The sequence below is a fragment of the Sphingobacterium kyonggiense genome, assembly GCF_039536825.1.
GTDB lineage: Bacteria > Bacteroidota > Bacteroidia > Sphingobacteriales > Sphingobacteriaceae > Sphingobacterium > Sphingobacterium kyonggiense.
The window spans coordinates 388,849-408,111 of record NZ_BAAAZI010000004.1 but is presented as its reverse complement, the minus strand read 5'-3'; the positions used below and the strand labels follow the sequence as shown (position 1 = coordinate 408,111).

Annotated in this window: 13 protein-coding genes; 9 read left to right on the top strand and 4 right to left on the bottom strand. The window is 39.1% G+C overall.

Annotated elements, in window-relative coordinates; genetic code table 11:
• Positions 1-429: 429 nt before the first annotated feature.
• Positions 430-1,845, top strand: a complete 1,416-nt coding sequence (locus ABD676_RS02835) for a M20/M25/M40 family metallo-hydrolase (RefSeq protein WP_344673156.1) — start codon at positions 430-432, stop codon at positions 1,843-1,845.
• Positions 1,846-1,869: 24 nt separating this feature from the next.
• Here ABD676_RS02835 and ABD676_RS02830 read toward each other — a convergent pair whose 3' ends face one another.
• Both ABD676_RS02830 and acs read right to left on the bottom strand, forming a co-directional pair.
• The gene (locus tag ABD676_RS02830; RefSeq protein ID WP_344673155.1) at positions 1,870-2,991 is read right to left on the bottom strand and encodes an ATP-binding protein; all 1,122 of its coding nucleotides are present in this window, start codon (positions 2,989-2,991) and stop codon (positions 1,870-1,872) included.
• 334 nt (positions 2,992-3,325) lie between these two features.
• Positions 3,326-5,239 (bottom strand): acetate--CoA ligase, encoded by a 1,914-nt coding sequence (acs, locus tag ABD676_RS02825; protein ID WP_344673154.1) that lies wholly within the window; start codon positions 5,237-5,239, stop codon positions 3,326-3,328.
• A 182-nt stretch (positions 5,240-5,421) separates the two neighbouring features.
• Between acs and ABD676_RS02820 the strand changes: the two genes are divergently transcribed.
• From ABD676_RS02820 to ABD676_RS02785, 8 genes are all read left to right on the top strand, one after another.
• Positions 5,422-6,285: a UbiA prenyltransferase family protein gene (locus tag ABD676_RS02820; protein WP_344673153.1), complete on the top strand. Its 864-nt coding sequence runs from the start codon at positions 5,422-5,424 to the stop codon at positions 6,283-6,285.
• A gap of 255 nt (positions 6,286-6,540) precedes the next feature.
• Complete coding sequence (locus ABD676_RS02815) at positions 6,541-7,098, top strand: RNA polymerase sigma factor (protein WP_344673152.1); 558 nt, start codon at positions 6,541-6,543, stop codon at positions 7,096-7,098.
• Between the two features lie 130 nt (positions 7,099-7,228).
• On the top strand, positions 7,229-8,386 hold the full coding sequence (locus ABD676_RS02810; protein ID WP_344673151.1) for a FecR family protein: 1,158 nt from the start codon (positions 7,229-7,231) through the stop codon (positions 8,384-8,386).
• A gap of 112 nt (positions 8,387-8,498) precedes the next feature.
• The gene (locus ABD676_RS02805) at positions 8,499-12,152 is read left to right on the top strand and encodes a SusC/RagA family TonB-linked outer membrane protein (RefSeq protein WP_344673150.1); all 3,654 of its coding nucleotides are present in this window, start codon (positions 8,499-8,501) and stop codon (positions 12,150-12,152) included.
• A 16-nt stretch (positions 12,153-12,168) separates the two neighbouring features.
• Positions 12,169-13,716, top strand: a complete 1,548-nt coding sequence (locus ABD676_RS02800) for a RagB/SusD family nutrient uptake outer membrane protein (RefSeq protein ID WP_344673149.1) — start codon at positions 12,169-12,171, stop codon at positions 13,714-13,716.
• A gap of 16 nt (positions 13,717-13,732) precedes the next feature.
• Positions 13,733-14,611 (top strand): zinc-binding metallopeptidase, encoded by an 879-nt coding sequence (locus ABD676_RS02795; protein ID WP_344673148.1) that lies wholly within the window; start codon positions 13,733-13,735, stop codon positions 14,609-14,611.
• A gap of 10 nt (positions 14,612-14,621) precedes the next feature.
• Positions 14,622-15,929: a DUF4302 domain-containing protein gene (locus ABD676_RS02790; protein ID WP_344673147.1), complete on the top strand. Its 1,308-nt coding sequence runs from the start codon at positions 14,622-14,624 to the stop codon at positions 15,927-15,929.
• Between the two features lie 10 nt (positions 15,930-15,939).
• A complete protein-coding gene (locus tag ABD676_RS02785; protein WP_344673146.1) occupies positions 15,940-17,085 on the top strand; it encodes a BACON domain-containing protein in 1,146 nt (381 codons plus the stop codon).
• Positions 17,086-17,162: 77 nt separating this feature from the next.
• Here ABD676_RS02785 and ABD676_RS02780 read toward each other — a convergent pair whose 3' ends face one another.
• The gene (locus ABD676_RS02780) at positions 17,163-18,104 is read right to left on the bottom strand and encodes an NAD(P)-dependent oxidoreductase (protein WP_425565263.1); all 942 of its coding nucleotides are present in this window, start codon (positions 18,102-18,104) and stop codon (positions 17,163-17,165) included.
• Entirely contained in the window at positions 18,097-19,263 is a 1,167-nt protein-coding gene (locus ABD676_RS02775; protein ID WP_344673144.1) for an FAD-dependent monooxygenase, read from the bottom strand. Before ABD676_RS02775 ends, ABD676_RS02780 begins: the two co-directional genes overlap by 8 nt.

Sequence of the window (19,263 nt, the reverse complement as noted above, 5' to 3'; positions counted from 1 at the left end):
CCCTTTCTATCTCAAATCTCATGTCTCACATCTAATAGCGTAGCAGTCTCATATCTCACATCTATTTCCCCCTTTTTCCTTTATAATTTCTGTTGTCTTTTGTCTGTTGTCTAATAGTCTCTCCCAGGGATTTCCTTCGACACTCTTACGGATCTCCTTCGGAACTTGTTCGGATCTCCTTCGGATCTCGTTCGGTTCCGACCGAACGAGATCCGAAGGAGATCCATATTAGATCCCTAGAAATTCCTTAGGCGTCTCGAACAAAACCAGAGCCTGAACCAAGTGAAATACATTCCATTCTAAAGTGAATATTGTTAAAGAAGAGGATGATTGAGATATATAAAAGCACTCCAATATTTGACATAATTTAACGGATGGTATTGCCTATCATTTTATTTTATCTCCTATTTTTGTTTTAAAAACCAATTTATGAAGAAATTACTTTTACTCGTATTAGCTATATGGTCCATTCAGGTTCATGCGCAAAGCCTTTCTAAGGATAGTTTGTCGAAACACGTTCATTATTTGGCTTCAGAAGAATTGAAAGGTCGAGGTTTAGGGACTGAAGGGAAGGAGCTTGCCAAGGCTTATATTCTTCAGCATTTCAAACAAGCAGGTTTACAACCTTACAAAGGTTCTTATGAGCAAAACTTTGATTTACGGATTAAGTTAGCTGTTGTGAAGGCCACAAATGTGGTTGGTATGGTGGAAGGGACAGATCCTGCTTTAAAATCGGAGATCATTGTTTTGGGGGCGCATTATGACCATTTGGGATATGTGCCAAAGTCCTCAACTTATTATCCTGGGGCAGATGATAATGCATCCGGCGTAGCGACCATCATTGAGCTGGCGAAATATTTTCAGCAAAATAAACCTAAACGTACTATACTTTTTATAGCATTTGATGCAGAAGAGTCTGGTCTGATCGGGTCCAATCATTTTGTTAAGGAATTGACTAAGGAGGAGCGTTTGAGCATGAAGGCCATGTTTAGTTTTGATATGGTTGGTATGTTGCAGAAAAATGAGGGATTGACGTTGAAAGGAGTTGGACATATCAAAGGGGGTGCTGAATTAGCAGAGGAACTCGCTCAAGGAATACAATTGAAAGACCTATCCGCCTCTACAGAAGCATATACCGACACGGAACCCTTTGGAACATCTGGAATACCTGCCATACATGTTTTTACGGGCTTGAAGTCGCCGTATCATAAACCCGAGGATAAAGCTGATCTGTTGGATTATGATGGAATGGAGCGCATCGCTAAATTCAGTTCGCGTTTTGTTGAAGCCTTGGCCAATCATACCGAGGTAGGTGCAGTAAACGTGATGAAGCGCTTACAGAAGAAACCAGGAGCAATCATGAAACCATTGCGTTTTGCGGTTTTAGGTGAATTGAATACCGGAAAGCATCTGTATCAGGAAGAGTTCTACGATGCCAAATCCGAAGTTGGATTTGCTTTGGGACTTCGTGCAAGTTACAGGTTAAGTAGGATGTATGCTTTAGATTTGGGAGTTCATTTTGATCAAAATGCCAGTCGATCTGATGCAGGAAGATTTTATCGTAATTCCCTGATGGTTCCTTTGGATTTGAAATTTGGACATCTGTTCTATGTTAATGCTGGTGCCTATTATAAGAATCACTTTAATGGAAAGAATGGTGCTGAAAAATTGGACTTCGACTCCGACTTTCGAAAAGATGAATGGGGATTCCAGGCAGGATTTGGATTTGAATATTCTAAGTATATTTTTGGTGTGAACTACCGCGGGTCTTTTGATTCCATTATGAAAAATGGACCTAAAATCTCGCCATCAAGTTCTGGATTCTATTTAGGTTATCGCTTTTAAGATTTGTAATCAGACAAAAATCCATTAATACATAAAACCAAAAAGCCAAATTGGAATGGTTTTGGAATACCCTATTTCGATTCCATCCTTTGCTAAGTATGCCTTATCTAGTTGGGCTACTTGCTTTTTGGTTTTATTCTTTCCACCTATTTCAAAGGAATAGGTTTTGTCAATGATAAAATCAGTTTTTTCGGCAAGATTAATTTCATGAAGACCTTTAAAATGATTCAAGAAAAAGGTTTCTCGTACATTGCCGATATTAGTATTTTCCTTTGCAAGGGCATACATCAAATTACTGTTATTCAAATAAAGTTTCTCTGGCTTGGTCAAGACACCTATGCCGCTATTGTCTTTGTATAATTCGTTGACCAATCCTGCTCGTTCCAGCAGCTTGATGCTATGCACTAGCATATTGCGTGAAACACCCACTTTTTCGCTGAGTTTGCTGATGTTAGGCGTGAAGGGTGCACTTGTCGCAACGGTAATCAATAGTTTCTTGAGCTTTACCAAGCTTTCGTACTGCATGTCTTCAACCGCGTGGATATCGATTTCGATAATTAGATTAATGGTATTAATCAGCTTTTGCGCATAACGCTGTTCATTTTCCCGATAATAGGGATATGCCCCAATCCGCAGGTATTTTTCAAAAAGAGGAATGGGTTTGATGTCTTGGAGTAATGCTCCGGCAATTTGTTGATGCTCATTTAAAATCACATCCAAACTATAGCTTGGAAACAGCTTTTTCGTTTCCAATTGGATGAATTCCCGAAAAGACAATTCCTTTAGCGTATAGGATACAGCTCTTCGACTTAGGTCGGATTCTGATTGGTAGATTTCCAACATGGAAGAGGAGGTAAAAATGACCTTCAGCTCGGGGAAGTTATCATAAATTAGTTTAATTTCCCTGGACCAATTGGGATACTTATGCACTTCATCGAGCAATAGATGTGTACCGCCCAACAACGCAAATTGCTTGGCCAGCTCATATAAATTGTGGTTAAAAAAGTAAATATGATCTAGGCTAATGTACAGACTAGAAGATTGTGGAAGATGGATCTTTGCTAATTGCAAAAGAAGTGTTGTCCTGCCAGAACCCCGTGCGCCTTTAATAGCTATCAAGCGGTTGTTTAAGTCCAACTCATTCAATTAATACCGCTGAAAATCCAAGGATTGACGGAGAAGTTTAGCCTGAAATTCTAATAATAACTCTTCCATAATTGCTTTCTGTGTAAAGCAATTATAGGTAATTAATGCTTTTTATAAAAAGCATTTTTATTAGATTATTGCTTTTTGTAAAGAGCAATATTAAGAATTTTTAAGATTTGGAAGAAGCTTATTCACTAGAAGGGATTCGAAGTTTCATGTAAAGAGCGAGCAAAATTTCTAAGGTTATAGCATGAAGAAACCCTATCGCTTTGTCAAAAGTCATAAGACTTCTGGTCAAAACGACAGGGTTTTTATGGGGATAAGTCCGAGGGACTTATTTCATTTTCTTGGAACCTTCGATGATGGATTCCACCACGTTAGGGTCTTGTAGGGTTGAAGTATCACCCAGGCTATTTAATTCGCCTTCTGCAATCTTACGTAAGATACGGCGCATGATTTTTCCAGATCTTGTTTTTGGCAATTCTGTTACGAATTGAATAATATCTGGTTTTGCGATAGCACCAATGATACGGGTTACGGTTTGCAAGATATCTTGACGTGTTTTTTCTTCGTCGATATGGTGATTAGCAATCACATAAGCATAAATACCTTGTCCTTTCACCGGATGTGGGTAACCTACGATGGCTGATTCTACCACATCGGCGTGCATGTTGATGGCATTTTCTACCTCCGCGGTACCGATACGGTGACCTGAAACGTTCAATACATCATCGACACGACCGGTAATACGGTAATAACCTTCCGGACTGCGGTAACAGCCATCTCCCGTGAAATACATGTTTTCATAGGTAGAGAAATAGGTTTGGCGACAGCGTTCATGATCGCCCCAAGTGGTTCGAAGCATACCTGGCCATGGGAACTTAATACACAAGTTACCACTCACATCATTTCCTTCGATCTCTTGTCCGGTATCATCCATCAAGCATGGCTGAACTCCTGGTAAAGGAAGCATAGCATAACCTGGGATTTCTGGTGTAATTCCGGCAATAGGTGTGATCAAGTGTCCACCATTTTCCGTTTGCCACCAAGTATCCACAATCGGGCATTTGCCTTTACCTACTTTTTCATGGTACCAAGTCCAAGCTTCTTCATTGATCGGCTCACCTACTGAACCCAATACGCGAAGCGAGGAAAGATCTTTATTTTCTAAATACTCATCTCCGAACGCCATCAAAGAACGAATAGCAGTAGGAGCGGTATATAATGTATTTACTTTGTATTTATCGACGATATCCCAGAAACGTCCAGCATCTGGGTAGGTTGGGATACCCTCAAACATCAAGGATGTTGCTCCTTGCGATAGCGGCCCATAAACAATATAAGAGTGTCCCGTAATCCAACCGATATCTGCTGTACAGAAGAAGATTTCTCCAGGTTGGTATTGGAAGGTATTAGCAAAGGTATATCCGGTATAGACCATGTATCCTGCCGTGGTATGCACCACCCCTTTAGGTTTGCCTGTTGAACCGGAAGTATAAAGGATAAACAAGGTGTCTTCAGCATCCATCTCTTCAGCAGGACAAGCCGGGTTTCCTTGAGTTTCCACTTTCTTGATTTCATCTTCCCACCATACGTCACGACCTTTGATCATGGATATAGGCGTACGCGTACGCGTCAATACAATAACCTTTTCAACTGATTTACATTGCATTAAGGCATCATCAACAATGGTTTTTAACTCTAGGATTTTCTTTCCACGGAAACCACCATCGGAGGTAATAACCAATTTACATTCGGCATCATTGATACGGTCAGCAATAGATTGCGCGGAGAAACCACCAAATACTACAGAGTGTATAGCACCAATTCGCGCACATGCTAAAACAGCGATAACCAATTCAGGTACCATTGGTAAGTAAATACATACACGGTCACCTTTGCGGATGTTGTTGTTTTTTAGCACAGTAGCAAATTGCTCTACCTTTTGTAACAATTGCTTATAGGTAAGAACACGGTGAGCTTCATGTGGATCGTTAGGTTCCCAGATAATGGCTGGTTGGTCACCTAATTGATAGATATGTCGATCTAAACAGTTTTCGGTTATATTTAGCTTTCCCCCTTCAAACCACTTAATATCCGGTTCTTTAAAGTTCCATTTTAGGACATTTGTCCATTTTCTCTTCCAAAAGAAATTCTCTGCAATTCCTCCCCAGAATTGCTCCGGATTTTCTACACTCTCTTTGTAAGCTTTTTGATACTCCTCAAAAGATTTAATTTGAAAACTCATCTTTCTAAAATAAAATTATAGGTCTACATTATATTTGCCTTAGGAATTATTTAATTCGGTCAATTACTTATTAAATGACGTTAAATAGGCCTGCAGCAGAGCTAATTTAATTTTTTTTAATATGTTTTACTAATTTTTAGGTGGCTTGATTGAATAAATTGCATTTTTGTTTAGGATTTATTGTGGAAATATTAAAGCGCCTATATTATTTTTTAGTGAATAGCAACTTCCTTATTGCGATGGCTGCTGTAGCGCAATGTGCTTTAACCTATATCATATTAGATTTGCCGGTAAATCCCTATATTTTAGTGATAGAAGGGGCTACAACCTTAATTTTATATAATCTGAGTCTTTATCTTTCCTTACCTAAGGATCCGCAATCATCGCCTTACCAACGAACGCGATGGATTGGTAAAAACCTACGATTTCTTTGGACCTTCAGCGTTCTTGCTGTGTTAATGACAGCATGGGCATTGTTACATTTGCATATACTGACGCTTTTCTTTTTAGGCTTTGTGGGTTTGGTCAGTTTGGCCTATGCCGTTCCAATAGTACAGATTGCAGGTAAAAAAATAGGCTTAAGACAAGTTCCAGGTTTAAAGGTCTTTTATATAGCCTTGGTCTGGTCTTTAAGTAGTGTAGGCTTGCCGGTCGTGGAGTTGTATGCTAATCATGCTGCTATTGATTGGTATATGGCAAATTACTTGGGCTTGGTCAAAATTCTATTTTTGCTCTTATGTACCCTGCCTTTTGATATCCGAGATTATGAACAGGATAGTTATTATAAGTTAAAGACTATACCGATAATCCTGGGTAAGGAAAAGGCTATCTTACTTTCCTATGGAATGGGACTCTTCCATATTTTATTAATGCTGGTATCCCCCTATTCACCTGCAGTAAAATGGGGGATGGTGATGACCAGTGTTTTGGTGTTGCTGCTTTTTAAGTTTGTTATTTTCACCGATAAGAAGCATTATCACCATGTTTACTTATTGGACATGGCATTGATTGTACAGTGGTTTGCGGTTTGGGTATGGCAGGGTTGAGCCCGATTCTTATTCTAATAACAATTTTTTTACAAGCTAGTAAATTGCTAAATTTTCATTGAATGGCAATATTTTTTCCAAGCATCGCCTAATATTAACTCTGTTATTGCAATACAAAATTATTTTTATTTCTTTTGTTAAATAATTATTAAATTTTTCCTCAGAAGAGGATGTCTATCTTGAATTAATGAATGGTTATTAATCCTATCTGTTTGTTTTCAGCAGGTTAGGGTTTCAAAGAAATATTCTTGGAGAATGAACGAATTCGAATTATGGAATTTGTTGCAAGAGGGGGATGAAGCTGCCTTTGCACAGGTGTACCATCAATATGTGGATGCCCTGTATGGCTATGGCCAAAATTTAGGCTATGAGGCGGCAGATATTGAAGATGCTATTCAGGAATTGTTCGTTAAGATTTACCATAAACGAGGTCAATACCAAACGGTAAAAAATCTAAAGGTCTATCTATTTATTGCTTTAAAAAACACCTTGTTGAACAAGCGTTCCAAAGTCAAGGTCATTGAACTAAATCCAGAGTTGCACGATGCCGAAGAGGCTAGTATGGAAGAAAAATGGATCTTGAAGGAGCAATCTCAAATTGATCGACAGTTGTTAAAAGAAGGGATAGCACAATTAAGTCCGCGACAAAAGCAAGTATTGTATTTTCGGTTTTTTAAAACCATGAGCTTTAAGCAGATTGCCGAACACTTGCAGATCAACCCACAGTCTGCAAAAAATATTGCCCAGTCGGCTGTTAAAAAGCTTAAAGCTTTCTTAACCCTTTTGACCCTATTGGTTCTACTTTTTTCATAAATAATCTAGCTTATTTTCAGGGGTTTAAATCTTTTCTTTTAAAAAAGTTAAAATAAAGCTCCATTTCCATGAGTACTTTTTAGAAAAGCTGCTGTCCTTAAATTAACGGGCCTTCAATGACCTTTAATTTATGAATGTAAATAACTACCATTTTCATACGACCGTTACGGAATTTCTTAGTGATGAATTTTTCATCAGCTCCATGCTTGATCCTACAGCAGAAAGTGATTTGTTTTGGCAACACCTTCTTGCAGAGGGTAAAATATCGGAGGCTACATTTCTTGACGCACGTCAGAAATTATTGGGTGAGCCAAAACCAATGGATCCCTTACGCAAAGTGGAGTTGTTTATGCGTATTCGAGATGCGCAGGTGGCAAGGCCAAAAATCCGACATCTTTATCGCTATGCTGCTGCCATTGTATTGGCAACAGTTGGAGCATCATTATGGTTTTACTTTCAACGTACTGCGATTTCCGATAATTCAGAGGCATTATTAGCAGCTACAGAAGATAGTACCGGGATACGCTTAGTAACGAACGGCGATCAAACGCTACAGATTTCAGGGAAAGAAGCGGTGTTGGATTTTTCGAATGCAGAGAATGTTAAGCTAAATACCCAAACCATTGAGCTTTCCAAGAAAGAAGAAGCCATACAACATGAGGTACATGTTCCCTTAGGAAAAAGAATGTCCTTAGTACTTCACGATGGAACAAAACTATGGGTGAATGCGGGTTCGTCGATTCAGTTCCCAAGTCATTTCTCCGACAATAAAAGAGAGGTCCGCGTCAATGGAGAAGTTTATGCGGATGTGACTAAAGATCCGAAGAAACCTTTTGTGTTCCATACCAAAGAGTTTGATGTACAGGTTTTGGGGACTAGCCTGAATATTCATGCTTATGAGCAGGATGCAAAACATCAAGTGACGCTGGTAGAAGGTAGTGTGCGGATGAAAAGTAAAACAGGAGAATATATGCTAAGTCCTGACCAGGCATATTTTAAAAGTGGACAAGTAGAACAGGTCAAGAAAGTGGATGTGACATTTTTCACGTCCTGGAAGGATGGGTTCTACCGCTTTAAAGACCAGCCGCTACAGGATGTTATCCATAATTTGGAGCGGTATTATGGGGCGAGTATTGCCTATGAGCCGAAAATTTCAACTTTAAAATGTTCGGGTTATTTGGATCTTCAAGAAGATCTGCAAGCAGTTTTACGTGGAGTGGCATTCTCCATGGATATACAATTGAAAAAAGAAAACAATACATATAAACTATACCAAAAGCCTATGTAAAGAAACGAGTAATTAACCTAGCTAATCAAAAAAAAGGCAATACGATTTCTGTATTGCCCTAAAAAATGCGTTGTCGCGCATCTTATTATTAAAAACTCTGATTAACAAATTTATGAAAGAATTTGAAAAGGCCAGCTATACCTTTACAAAACGGTATTGCAAAAGCCTTGTTTTAAGTTCGCTGCTTCTTTTCTACAGCACGAACGAAGCCTTTGCTACGCAAAAAGAGATCGAAAATCCTGTAACACGGGTGACGGTCAATATCAGTAACACCAGTTTAGTGGATGCCTTTAAAAAGTTAGAGAGCTATGGTGTTTTGGTATTTTATTCCAGCAATATTGACAATCCGAACAAACAGGTTCAAGTCAAAGCGGATAATAAAACCTTAAAAGAAATATTCGACAGTTTACTTGCAGGGACCCAGAATACCTATTCCATTGAAGGAAGACAGGTGTTCATCAAGCGTGTCAATGCAGCGAACCCCAGGCAAAACAACAGCAGTGAAAAAAAGCAATTAGAAGCTTCAGGGCGTGTTGTTTCGGAGGATGGTAAACCCATCGCTGGAGCATCGGTTACTTTAGTGGGAGGAACTGCTAGCGTAAGTACGGATGATTTAGGTCATTTCCGTATTGCTGTTCCAAATGGTAATGCTAAGTTAATTGTCAGCTATGTAGGCTACGAGAGACAACAGGTAACAGCAGGCTTGGATATCCGAGTGACTTTGATGAAGAAGGAAGATGTGATTGAAGAAGTAGTAGTTACAGGGGTAACAAAAACCGATAAGCGATTATTTACTGGTGCTTCCACTAAATTGAATGCCGAGGATATGAAAATCGACGGTATGCCTGAGATTAGCCGTTCCTTAGAAGGCCGTGTTGCAGGGGTTTCAGTACAAAACGTATCGGGAACATTTGGTACAGCACCTAAGATTCGGGTTCGTGGAGCGACATCCATTTATGGTAGTTCTAAACCATTATGGGTTGTTGATGGGGTTATCATGGAAGATGTGACCGAAGTGAGTGCAGATGATTTATCATCCGGGGATGCAGTTACTTTGATCAGTTCTGCAGTCGCAGGTTTAAATGCTGACGATATTGAGAGTTTCCAAATCCTTAAGGATGGTTCAGCAACTTCTATCTATGGTGCACGCGCTATGGCTGGAGTAATCGTTGTTACCACAAAGAAGGGTAAGGCAGGTGTAAGCCGTTTAAGTTATACCGGTGAGTATACTACACGTCAGATTCCTAGCTATGGTGACTTCAATATTATGAATTCGCAGGAACAGATGGGGATATATAAGGAGATGGAAAGCAAAGGCTGGTTGAACTTTGGGGAGACCTACCGAGCGCAGAATTCCGGAATTTATGGTCATATGTATAAGCTTTTGAATACATACGATCCTACAACAGGAATGTTTGGATTAGCGAATACAGAAGAACAGAAGTTGGCTTATTTACGAGCAGCGGAAATGCGCAATACCGATTGGTTTGATGTGTTATTCAATGACAACATCATGCAAAACCACTCCTTGAGCTTAACCAATGGTACAGAGCGTTCCACCTATTATGCTTCCTTATCGGCAATGAACGATCCAGGATGGACTAAGCAAAGTAAGACCAATCGTTATACGGCCAACCTCAATATGAGTTATAAGATCATCCCTAATTTGAGCTTAAACTTAATTGCAAATGCTTCGAATCGTAAGCAACGTGCTCCCGGTACTTTAAGTCAGGAAACTGACCCTGTATTTGGTGAGGTGAAGCGTAATTTTGATATCAATCCATACAACTATGCGATGAATACTTCGCGTGCATTGGAAGTGAATACATTCTATACGCGTAACTATGCACCATTTAATATTCTTCATGAGTTGGAGAACAATTATATCGATATCGACGTATCAGGGTTGAAATTTCAAGGAGAATTGAGATGGCGCGCTATGCCAGGCTTAGAGTTCTCTGCCTTAGGAGCATTTAAATATGAAAATTCCTCGCAACAACATAACATCTTAGACAACGCTAACCAGGCATTGGCTTATCGGTCTATGGATGATGCAACCATTCGCGATAATAACAGCTTCTTATACCTAGATCCAAATAATCCGTATGCATTACCGATTTCTGTATTACCAGAAGGCGGTATCTACCGTCGTACGGACTATGGTATGATGGGGCAAGATTTCCGAGTGTCAGGAGCCTATACTAAAACCATTGCCAACACCCATGTTTTAAACTTGAACGTAGGTGGGGAATACAATTCTTATGACCGCGAAAGATCGTTTTTCAATGGTTGGGGAATGCAATATGCATTAGGAGAAATTCCTTTTTATGTTTATGAATTCTTCAAGCAAGGTATTGAGCAAGGGACAGACTATTATGGTTTGAACCATACCAAATCGCGTAAAGTAGGTTTTTATGCTAACCCGACGTACTCTTACAAGCACAAATATAATTTGTCGGCTACCGTTCGCTATGATGGTAGTAACCGATTAGGCTCAGCAAATTCTGCACGTTGGTTGCCAACTTGGAATGTGGGGGCATCTTGGAATGCGCATGATGAAGCATTCTTTGATAATTTAAAGCCTGTATTTTCTCATTTGACCATGCGTTCATCGTATAGTTTGACGGGTGAATCGGGAGTTGACTATGTGAATAACGCGAATATGATTATTCATAGTTACAATCCTTGGCGTCCATTCTCCGATATGAAGGAAAGTGGATTGATGGTTACGGAATTTCCAAACAATAACTTGACTTATGAAAAGAAACATGAGTTGAACGTGGGTGTTGATATGGGTTTTCTTTCCAACCGCATTAACTTGGTGGCAGACTGGTACACGCGTGATAATTTTGATTTGATAGGTCCAATTTATACCGATGGTGTTGCTGGTAAATCCTTGAAATGGGGTAACGTAGCGGCTATGAAATCTAAAGGTGTGGAATTTACCTTGACCACGAAAAATATCATGAACGAGCAGTTCAATTGGAATACCAGCTTTACCATGGCATGGAACCAAACGAATATTACCAAATTAGATGCGACATCAAGTGTAGTAGACTTGGTAAAAGGTACAGGTTATGTGAAAGAAGGCTATCCAGTTAGATCCATCTTCTCTATTCCTTTTGTTGGATTGGATCGTGAAGGTCTTCCAATATTCATTAATGAAGATGGTGAGGAGACTACTTTTGATATCGACTTTCAGCAGAATGCTATTGAGAAGCTGAAGTTCTTGAAGTATGAAGGTTCAGCAGATCCACATACCATGGGTAGTTTAGGAAATATCTTTACTTATAAAAACTTCCGCTTGAATGTCTTCATGACTTATTCTTTTGGGAATGTGATTCGTCTAGATCAGGTTTTCAAGAGTAAATATGATGACATGCGTGCTATGCCAAGAGAGTTCAGTAACCGTTGGACGCTGCCAGGAGATGAGGGGGTTACATCTATTCCAGCAATTATAAACCGTTGGTATGCGGATGACAATCCAGATATGAAAATTGCCTATAATGCTTACAACTTCTCTTCTTTCCGAGTAGCTGATGGTGGATTTATCCGCATGAAGGAAATTTCCTTAGGATATGATTTCCCTAAAGATTGGATTGGTTCAAAAATGAATAATCTATCGGTGAAATTACAGGCTACGAATCCATTCTTGATTTATGCGGATAAGAAATTGAATGGTCAGGATCCAGAATTCTTCCGCTCAGGAGGTGTTGCTGCGCCAGTACCAAAACAATACACCTTAACTGTACGTGTGGGCATTTAATAAAATTAGAAATATCATGATTAAAACATATAATAAAATATTAATTGCATTAGCTGCAACGGCTATTTTGGGTTCTTGTGACAAGACCTTGGATACGCCGCCAGATTCCAGAACAGAGTTGGATACGCCGGAGAAGATTCAGAAGTTATTGATCTCTGCTTATCCTGGAGCATCTGTTTATTGGGTCAATGAAATGGCATCGGATAATGCGGATTACAACGGGGATGCTTTTACAGCATACGATCGTTTTCATGTACAGTCTTTCCTGTGGCAAGATATTACGGAGGCTTCAAATGACAACACATATGAGATTTGGTCTAAACATTATGGAGCTATTGGAACGGCGAATGCGGCATTAGAGGCTATTGCGAAATTGGGTAATCCAGTTAATCTGGATGCTGTTCGCGGAGAAGCCTTGATGTGTCGTGCTTATAGTCATTTTGTATTGGTCAATACATTTAGCCATGCCTATAACAACACGACGAGTAAGACGGATTTGGGAATTCCATATTCCGATAAGATTGAAAAGGATCTGATTACAAAGCATGAGCGTGGTACAGTCGAAGAGACTTATGCACGTATTAAGGCTGATATTGAGGAGGCATTGCCATTGATCAGTGACTCATATTATAGCCAGCCAAAATTCCACTTCAACGTAAAGGCAGCGAATGCATTTGCAGCACGTTTTTACCTATACCATAGGGAGTACGATAAAGCTATTACAGCTGCTTCGAAAGCATTGGGTGCAGATGCACGTGCGGATTTGAGAAATTGGGATGCCTTGCAGAAATTAAGTGCTAACAACTTTATAAAGCCAAATGCTTACATCAGTAAGGATGAAAAGGCAAATTATTTGTTGATAGATGCGGTTTCAAGTTGGGGATATTGTCATGGTCCATACCGTGGTGGTGGTCGTTATTCCTATACGAAATACATTGCTGATAATGAAGCAACAAACTCTTCAGGACCTTGGGAAGATTATGCCTTGTTGAACTTCCGCGCCATGAATTATGATGCCAATATCAAGAAGATGATTTCCTATAAAATTGGTGCTTATTTCGAGTTTACCGATATCATCAACAAGATTGGTTATGTACATTCTGTTCAGACTATTTTCACAGCAGATGAGACGTTGTTAACCCGTGCAGAAGCGTATGCCCTTAAAGGAGATGTAGACAATGCTGCAAAAGATATGTTGACTTTCTATGGCAATTATACCATCAAAAAGAACATCACAAAGCAAAAAATATTGGATTTCTATAAGAATACAGCTTATTATAAGCATGATGTTCCTACGCCTAAAAAAGCTTTAAATGTTGATTATGCGCTTACAGCGGATCAAGAGAATATGGTACATGCCGTGCTACATATGCGTAGAATCTTGACCATGCATGAAGGATTGCGTTGGAACGATATCAAACGTTACGGTATGGTTATTTACCGCCGTTTGGTACAGAATAACGAGGTGGGTATCATGGATGAAATGAAAGTAGATGATCCTCGTCGTGCATTTCAAATTCCTAAAGAAATCATAGGTGCAGGTATGACGCCAAACCCAAGATAATTTCAATTATAAAGAGATGAAAAAATTTAATATAATCTATATCGTAGCAGTATTGGCAATCTTTTTAGGCTCATGCCGAAAAGATGATGCTGTGGATGAAAATAACTCCATCTTTCAGCCAACGGACCCGGCTACACTAACGAATTTTGATCATTGGATAACGAAGAATGTTTCCTATCCATACAATATCGATGTATTATACAAATACAACGATATCAATACTGATCCAAGATTTGTTTTGGTGCCTGCGGATATTAAAAAATCACAATTAATGATTCAGGTTCTGAAATATGCTTGGCTGGAAGCTTATGATGAAGTAATTGGCGTGGATTTTACACGTAAATATGCTCCAAAGCAATTTATGTTCGTAGGGTCTTCAGCATTTGAAAGTGGAAATACAAAAGTAATGGCTACGGCTGAAGGAGGTGTTAAGATCACGATGTATGAGATCAATACTGTTTCATTGGATGCGACAGAGCAAATTGAGAACTACTTCCATATTATTCACCACGAGTTCTCGCATATTCTGCACCAGAATAAGAATTTCAGCACTGATTTTCAAAAGATCACAGAGACGGAATACATTAAGGATGATTGGGCATATGTTAATATCGCTGATGCGCGAAAGAAAGGATTTGTTTCCAACTATGCGATGGTTGAACCTAATGAGGATTTTGCAGAAACGTATTCGCTATTTATTACCTCTACGGATAAGCAGTGGAATGCTATTTTAAATGAAGCAGGTACTACAGGATCAGCTTTAATCAATAAGAAATTAGAGATCATTAGGGAATATGCTCGAAATTCTTGGGGTTTTGAATTAGATAATTTACGTGCTACGGTTTTACGTCGTTCTGAACGAGTAGCTCAACTTCAATTTGAGGACTTTAATTAATAACGAATACATGAAGCAATTACAAAAAATAGCATTATTACTGGTGTTCGCATTGACACTAAATGCATGTAGTCGTTTTGAAGATGCGACTTTTGATCAATCTTCAGCCCAACGTATGAATGAAGCTTTTGTAGCCTATAATGAGATCTTACAGAATGCAGCACATGGTTGGAGTATAGATTATTATTACGGAGATTTTAATAGCCCAGAAGGCGGTTATAAGATGTTGGCGAAATTTAAGGATGGTAAGGTTGATTTGGCATCTGAACTGACCGCTAATAAAGTGAATGCCGGGACAACAGTTTCATCTACCTATTCATTTACTTCGGAGAATGGTCCTATATTAAGTTTTGATAGTTACAATCCAATATTGCATTACTACTCTGAAGCAACAGGTTCCAATCCTTCTGGTTTAGGAGGAGACTTTGAGTTTATTATGGTCTCTGTGACTCCACAAAAAATCATTCTTCGAGGAAAGAAATTCGCAAATCAGATCATCATGCGTCCTTTAGCAGAAGAAAAAGATTTTCAGACTTACGTTAATGAAGTAAAGGCTTTAAAATCGACTTTAAGTAAAATGATGCGTTTCGATATTTTAGCGAATGGATCAACTAATGGGGTAGCTGTCAATTTAGATCAAAGTAAGTGGTATAACACCGATAAACCAGAAGAAGTGACTTATTATGCTGTCTCGGATAAGGGAATTGATTTGCAGTCTCCAGTAAGCATTGAAGGAAAGGAATATGATGAATTTGTTTTCAATCCGGAGGAAAGAAGATTCACAGCCAAAGACGATGCTAAAATTGCACTTCAAGCTGTACAATTGGAATACAATGACATCCCTGGTGATTATGTGTTCTCTTACGTAAGTAATGTTGGTTCTAAAAATGAGGTGGTGAAAATTACGGAGAAAGTGGCTGGTAAGACCTTTACTTTGACTTCCAAGTCTTTTATTCAACCGATTCAGTTAGAATATTCCAATGGAAACTTATTGTTTAAACCACAGAATTTAGGCAAAGTTCCTAACGGTTCATCCGGGAATCTATGGATGACGGTAGGTTATGATTCAAACTTATTGGGGTATGTCATTCCAACATTTGAGACCAGTACTACCTTTGTGATGGGAGGCTTGTGGATGCAAGGAACTCGTGAAAAACCTATTTTAAATATCATGTCGCAATATACTAGACAAGGAATCTTGGGAAGTTTCCCAATGAAATACTTGGCGCTACATAAAGTGGTAGGCACAAACAAAGAATTCTATAATAATGAACAAGGTGTGCATTTCATGATTAACATGAAGCTTACTAAACAATAAAATTTAGCAAATGAAGCAAATAATAAAAGGCATTTTGATGCTAAGTATTCTTAGTATCGTGCTGTATTCCTGTAAAAAAGATGATGTAGCTTCCGAGCTTACTGTTTTAGAAACGAAGGTAGCCAATGGTCCATTGGCTAATACCGGGACAATTCAGTTATCCTCAACTAATTTTTCTGCTACGGTAGAAGATGAATGGTGTAAAATCCAAGCTGAGGGAAATGTAATTCATGTCAGCATGGAGCAAAACGATTCCAAAACAAATCGAACTACATTAATCCATATCACTGCTAATGATGGTAAGAAATTGGTAGTTCCAATAACACAAAGAGGTTTGTTGTTTGAGGTGAATTCCCCATTGAGCAATCTTAATTATTCCTTAAAGGGTGGTGTCAAAAAAATCAATGTGATCAGTAATATTGATTATGAGGTAAAGTTTGATCAAGATTGGTTGAGTTATGAGATCGTTGGTGATACATTGCTTTTAAAAGCGAATAATTTCGCTCCTGCGGATCTTAATGAACGTCGCACAGCAAAGGCAACTTTGATGTATGGAAATGAAGAGGTTGTTTTGGAATTAGCACAGTTTAATATCTTCTCTTATGAAGACTTTATGGGTGCCGCTTATCTTTCCTATGTTGATCATGCGACATTGGATGAGAGCAAGCGTGTGAGAATTCCTGTTACTATAAAAGAGAAGATTCCAGGGACGGTATTTACAGTTACTACGGCACCTATGGCTGTCTTGGGTAATAACCGCATTAATATTGATGTTACTTATAACCCTGACGCATCGATACAGATTAATTCTGGTCAGTTAATAGTGAGTGGTTTAGTAGAGCCTAAAGCGAATGACATCATCAATAATAATATGGTGAAAGTATATGCTGCAGCATATAATATCGCGGCCAAGGCATTTAGTACCAAAGCAGATCCTTTGTTAAAAGCAAGCGGTCAATCCGTGGGTACTGGCACTCAATATAAATTTGAGAAATTCAACGAATGGGATAATGGAGCTTTGTTACCATCCTTGTTAAAATACTATACGGCAGATGGATTGGCCATCAGTGCATATCGATTCAGTTCGGTGTCTATGAGCCGTTACAGTACCATTGCACCATATGTGTATATGTTGGATTTACGATTAGAAAAGTAGTTTCAATGTTTTATTAATAATTGCTAAGGGACGTCGTGATGATGTCCCTTTTTTATTTGTCTTACTTACAGCTGCTATTATTCTGGATTTTTTAACCAGGCTATTATTTTGTCAGCTAGGATCGATGATAACTTATAATAACTTTCAAAGGTCCAACCTGCTACATGTGGACTTAACAGGACATTGTCCCTACTAATTAAATTTTGGTACCATTCCTGTTCAGCTAATGATGGGAACTTCTCGATAGGCAATACATCAAATGCAGCTCCGAGAATCTTTCCTTCGTCTAAGTACTTTAGAACAGCTGGCACTTGAACAATCCCCCCGCGAGCACCCATTAAAAAGAAGATCGGCTTACGGAAATGGAATAAATACTCCTCATCAACCATACCCTTAGTTTCTCGGGTTAATGGGATATGGAAACTCAATACATCGGCTTGTCGAACAACTTCTTCCATAGAAACTTCACGTACATATAGGTCGGAAAAACCTGTTTTATATTTATCGTAAGCAATGACTTGGACATCAAAACCGGAGAGTTTTTTCGCCATGGCTTGACCATTATTACCATAGCCAATCAAGGCTACAGTTTTACCTTTTAATTCGTATCCTCGGTTTTCCTCTCTGCGCCATTGACCATGACGGACCTCCTGATCTCCTCGGTTTAAATTATTCATCAAACTTAACAACATACCAATCATGTGTTCTCCTACAGCATCTCGATTGCCTTCGTTTGCACTGAATAAGGCGATGCCCTTATCAGTAGCATAAGCTTCATCAATATTATCCATGCCTGCTCCTGAACGACCGATGAATTTTAACTTACTCCCTAAATCAATAAATGCCTGGTCTACCTGAAACTTGGATCGAATCAATAAGCCTTCATATTGATCAATTACTTGTTCTGCAGCAGTTCTATCCATCTCGGGTTGATAGTCAAAAGCTACTCCAGCCTTTTGAAACTTTTCTAATAAGATTTCATGTAGGTCATCTACGATTAATATGCGCATGTTATTCATTGTTTATGGTCATAAAATTTTCCTTGAAGAGCTTTTCCAAGGCTTTGTTGCCCATGGTTGGTGGCATGAGCTTCATCAAGCCATTTCGAATGGCAATGAAAATCGGGTTCTCCCATTGGGCAATAGATCCAATACTTCTAGAAGTATCTATGATGTATTTGGTTCTAGCCAATCGTCGGTTCTCCAGATGTTGGAAGGCCAATTCTACGGACTTATTCTTTCTTAATTCATCTTGAAGGACTGCTACATCTTCTAATGCTTGACATGCTCCTTGCCCCATATTTGGGGTACAGGCATGAGCCGCATCTCCAATAAGTAGGATGTTGTCAAAAGCGAATTGCTTCAATGGCTTAAGGTCTATGATATCATTCCAGATTACCTGCTCTTGCTTGGTCTGTGCAAGAATTTCTGGAATCGGGTGATGGTAGTTTTTAAAGTTATCCTGAAGGTCCTGTATGGTATAATTTTGGAATTTTGTGGAATTAGCTGGTCCGTTGATACAAGCATACCAATAGATTCGGTCGTTCTTTAGTGGAGTCATCCCAAATCGACCATGTTTTCCCCAGGTTTCAGTCCCTTTTTTAAGTTTGATATCGCTGTTATTGATGGTTGCTCGCCAACAGGTGTAACCACTATAGCGTGGTTGTGATGCGGGCAGGAGTTGCTGTCTAATTGGAGATTTTATTCCATCGGCAACTATAAGGTACTTGCATGTATGTGTTGCGCCATCCTCAAAAAATACTTTAATCTGATCATCGGATTTTTCAATTCTTTGGGCAGATTTTCCTAGTACAAGTTGATCTTGTGCAAGCTGGCTTAGTAAATAGAGGTGGAGGTCAGCTCGATGAATAGCGAAGTTTTGCTGTTCATAGCGTTTGCTGATGTTTTGGGTATCTGGGTTCACCAAGATTTCACCTTCTTGGTTGAGAATAGCAAAGGAGTCGAGGTAATAGCCTATTTCTTCCACATCCTTTCGAAGACCAAGAAGTTCTAATGCTTGCATGGCATTGGCTGCTAAACCAAATCCAGCACCAATCCCACGGAGATTAGAGACTCGTTCAAACAAAGTAAATTCACGATTTAGTCCTTTTAACATAATGGCTGTGGCTAATCCTGCTACACCTCCACCAATAATCGCAAATTCACTGTCTGTATGCAT

Coding starts and splice junctions, on each gene's coding strand:
- ABD676_RS02835 (WP_344673156.1), top strand. CDS start 430: ATGAAGAAATTACTTTTACTCGTATTAGCTATATGGTCCATTCAGGTT.
- acs (WP_344673154.1), bottom strand. CDS start 5,239: ATGAGTTTTCAAATTAAATCTTTTGAGGAGTATCAAAAAGCTTACAAA.
- ABD676_RS02815 (WP_344673152.1), top strand. CDS start 6,541: ATGAACGAATTCGAATTATGGAATTTGTTGCAAGAGGGGGATGAAGCT.
- ABD676_RS02810 (WP_344673151.1), top strand. CDS start 7,229: ATGAATGTAAATAACTACCATTTTCATACGACCGTTACGGAATTTCTT.
- ABD676_RS02805 (WP_344673150.1), top strand. CDS start 8,499: ATGAAAGAATTTGAAAAGGCCAGCTATACCTTTACAAAACGGTATTGC.
- ABD676_RS02800 (WP_344673149.1), top strand. CDS start 12,169: ATGATTAAAACATATAATAAAATATTAATTGCATTAGCTGCAACGGCT.
- ABD676_RS02795 (WP_344673148.1), top strand. CDS start 13,733: ATGAAAAAATTTAATATAATCTATATCGTAGCAGTATTGGCAATCTTT.
- ABD676_RS02790 (WP_344673147.1), top strand. CDS start 14,622: ATGAAGCAATTACAAAAAATAGCATTATTACTGGTGTTCGCATTGACA.
- ABD676_RS02785 (WP_344673146.1), top strand. CDS start 15,940: ATGAAGCAAATAATAAAAGGCATTTTGATGCTAAGTATTCTTAGTATC.
- ABD676_RS02780 (WP_425565263.1), bottom strand. CDS start 18,104: ATGAATAACATGCGCATATTAATCGTAGATGACCTACATGAAATCTTA.
- ABD676_RS02775 (WP_344673144.1), bottom strand. CDS start 19,263: ATGCATACAGACAGTGAATTTGCGATTATTGGTGGAGGTGTAGCAGGA.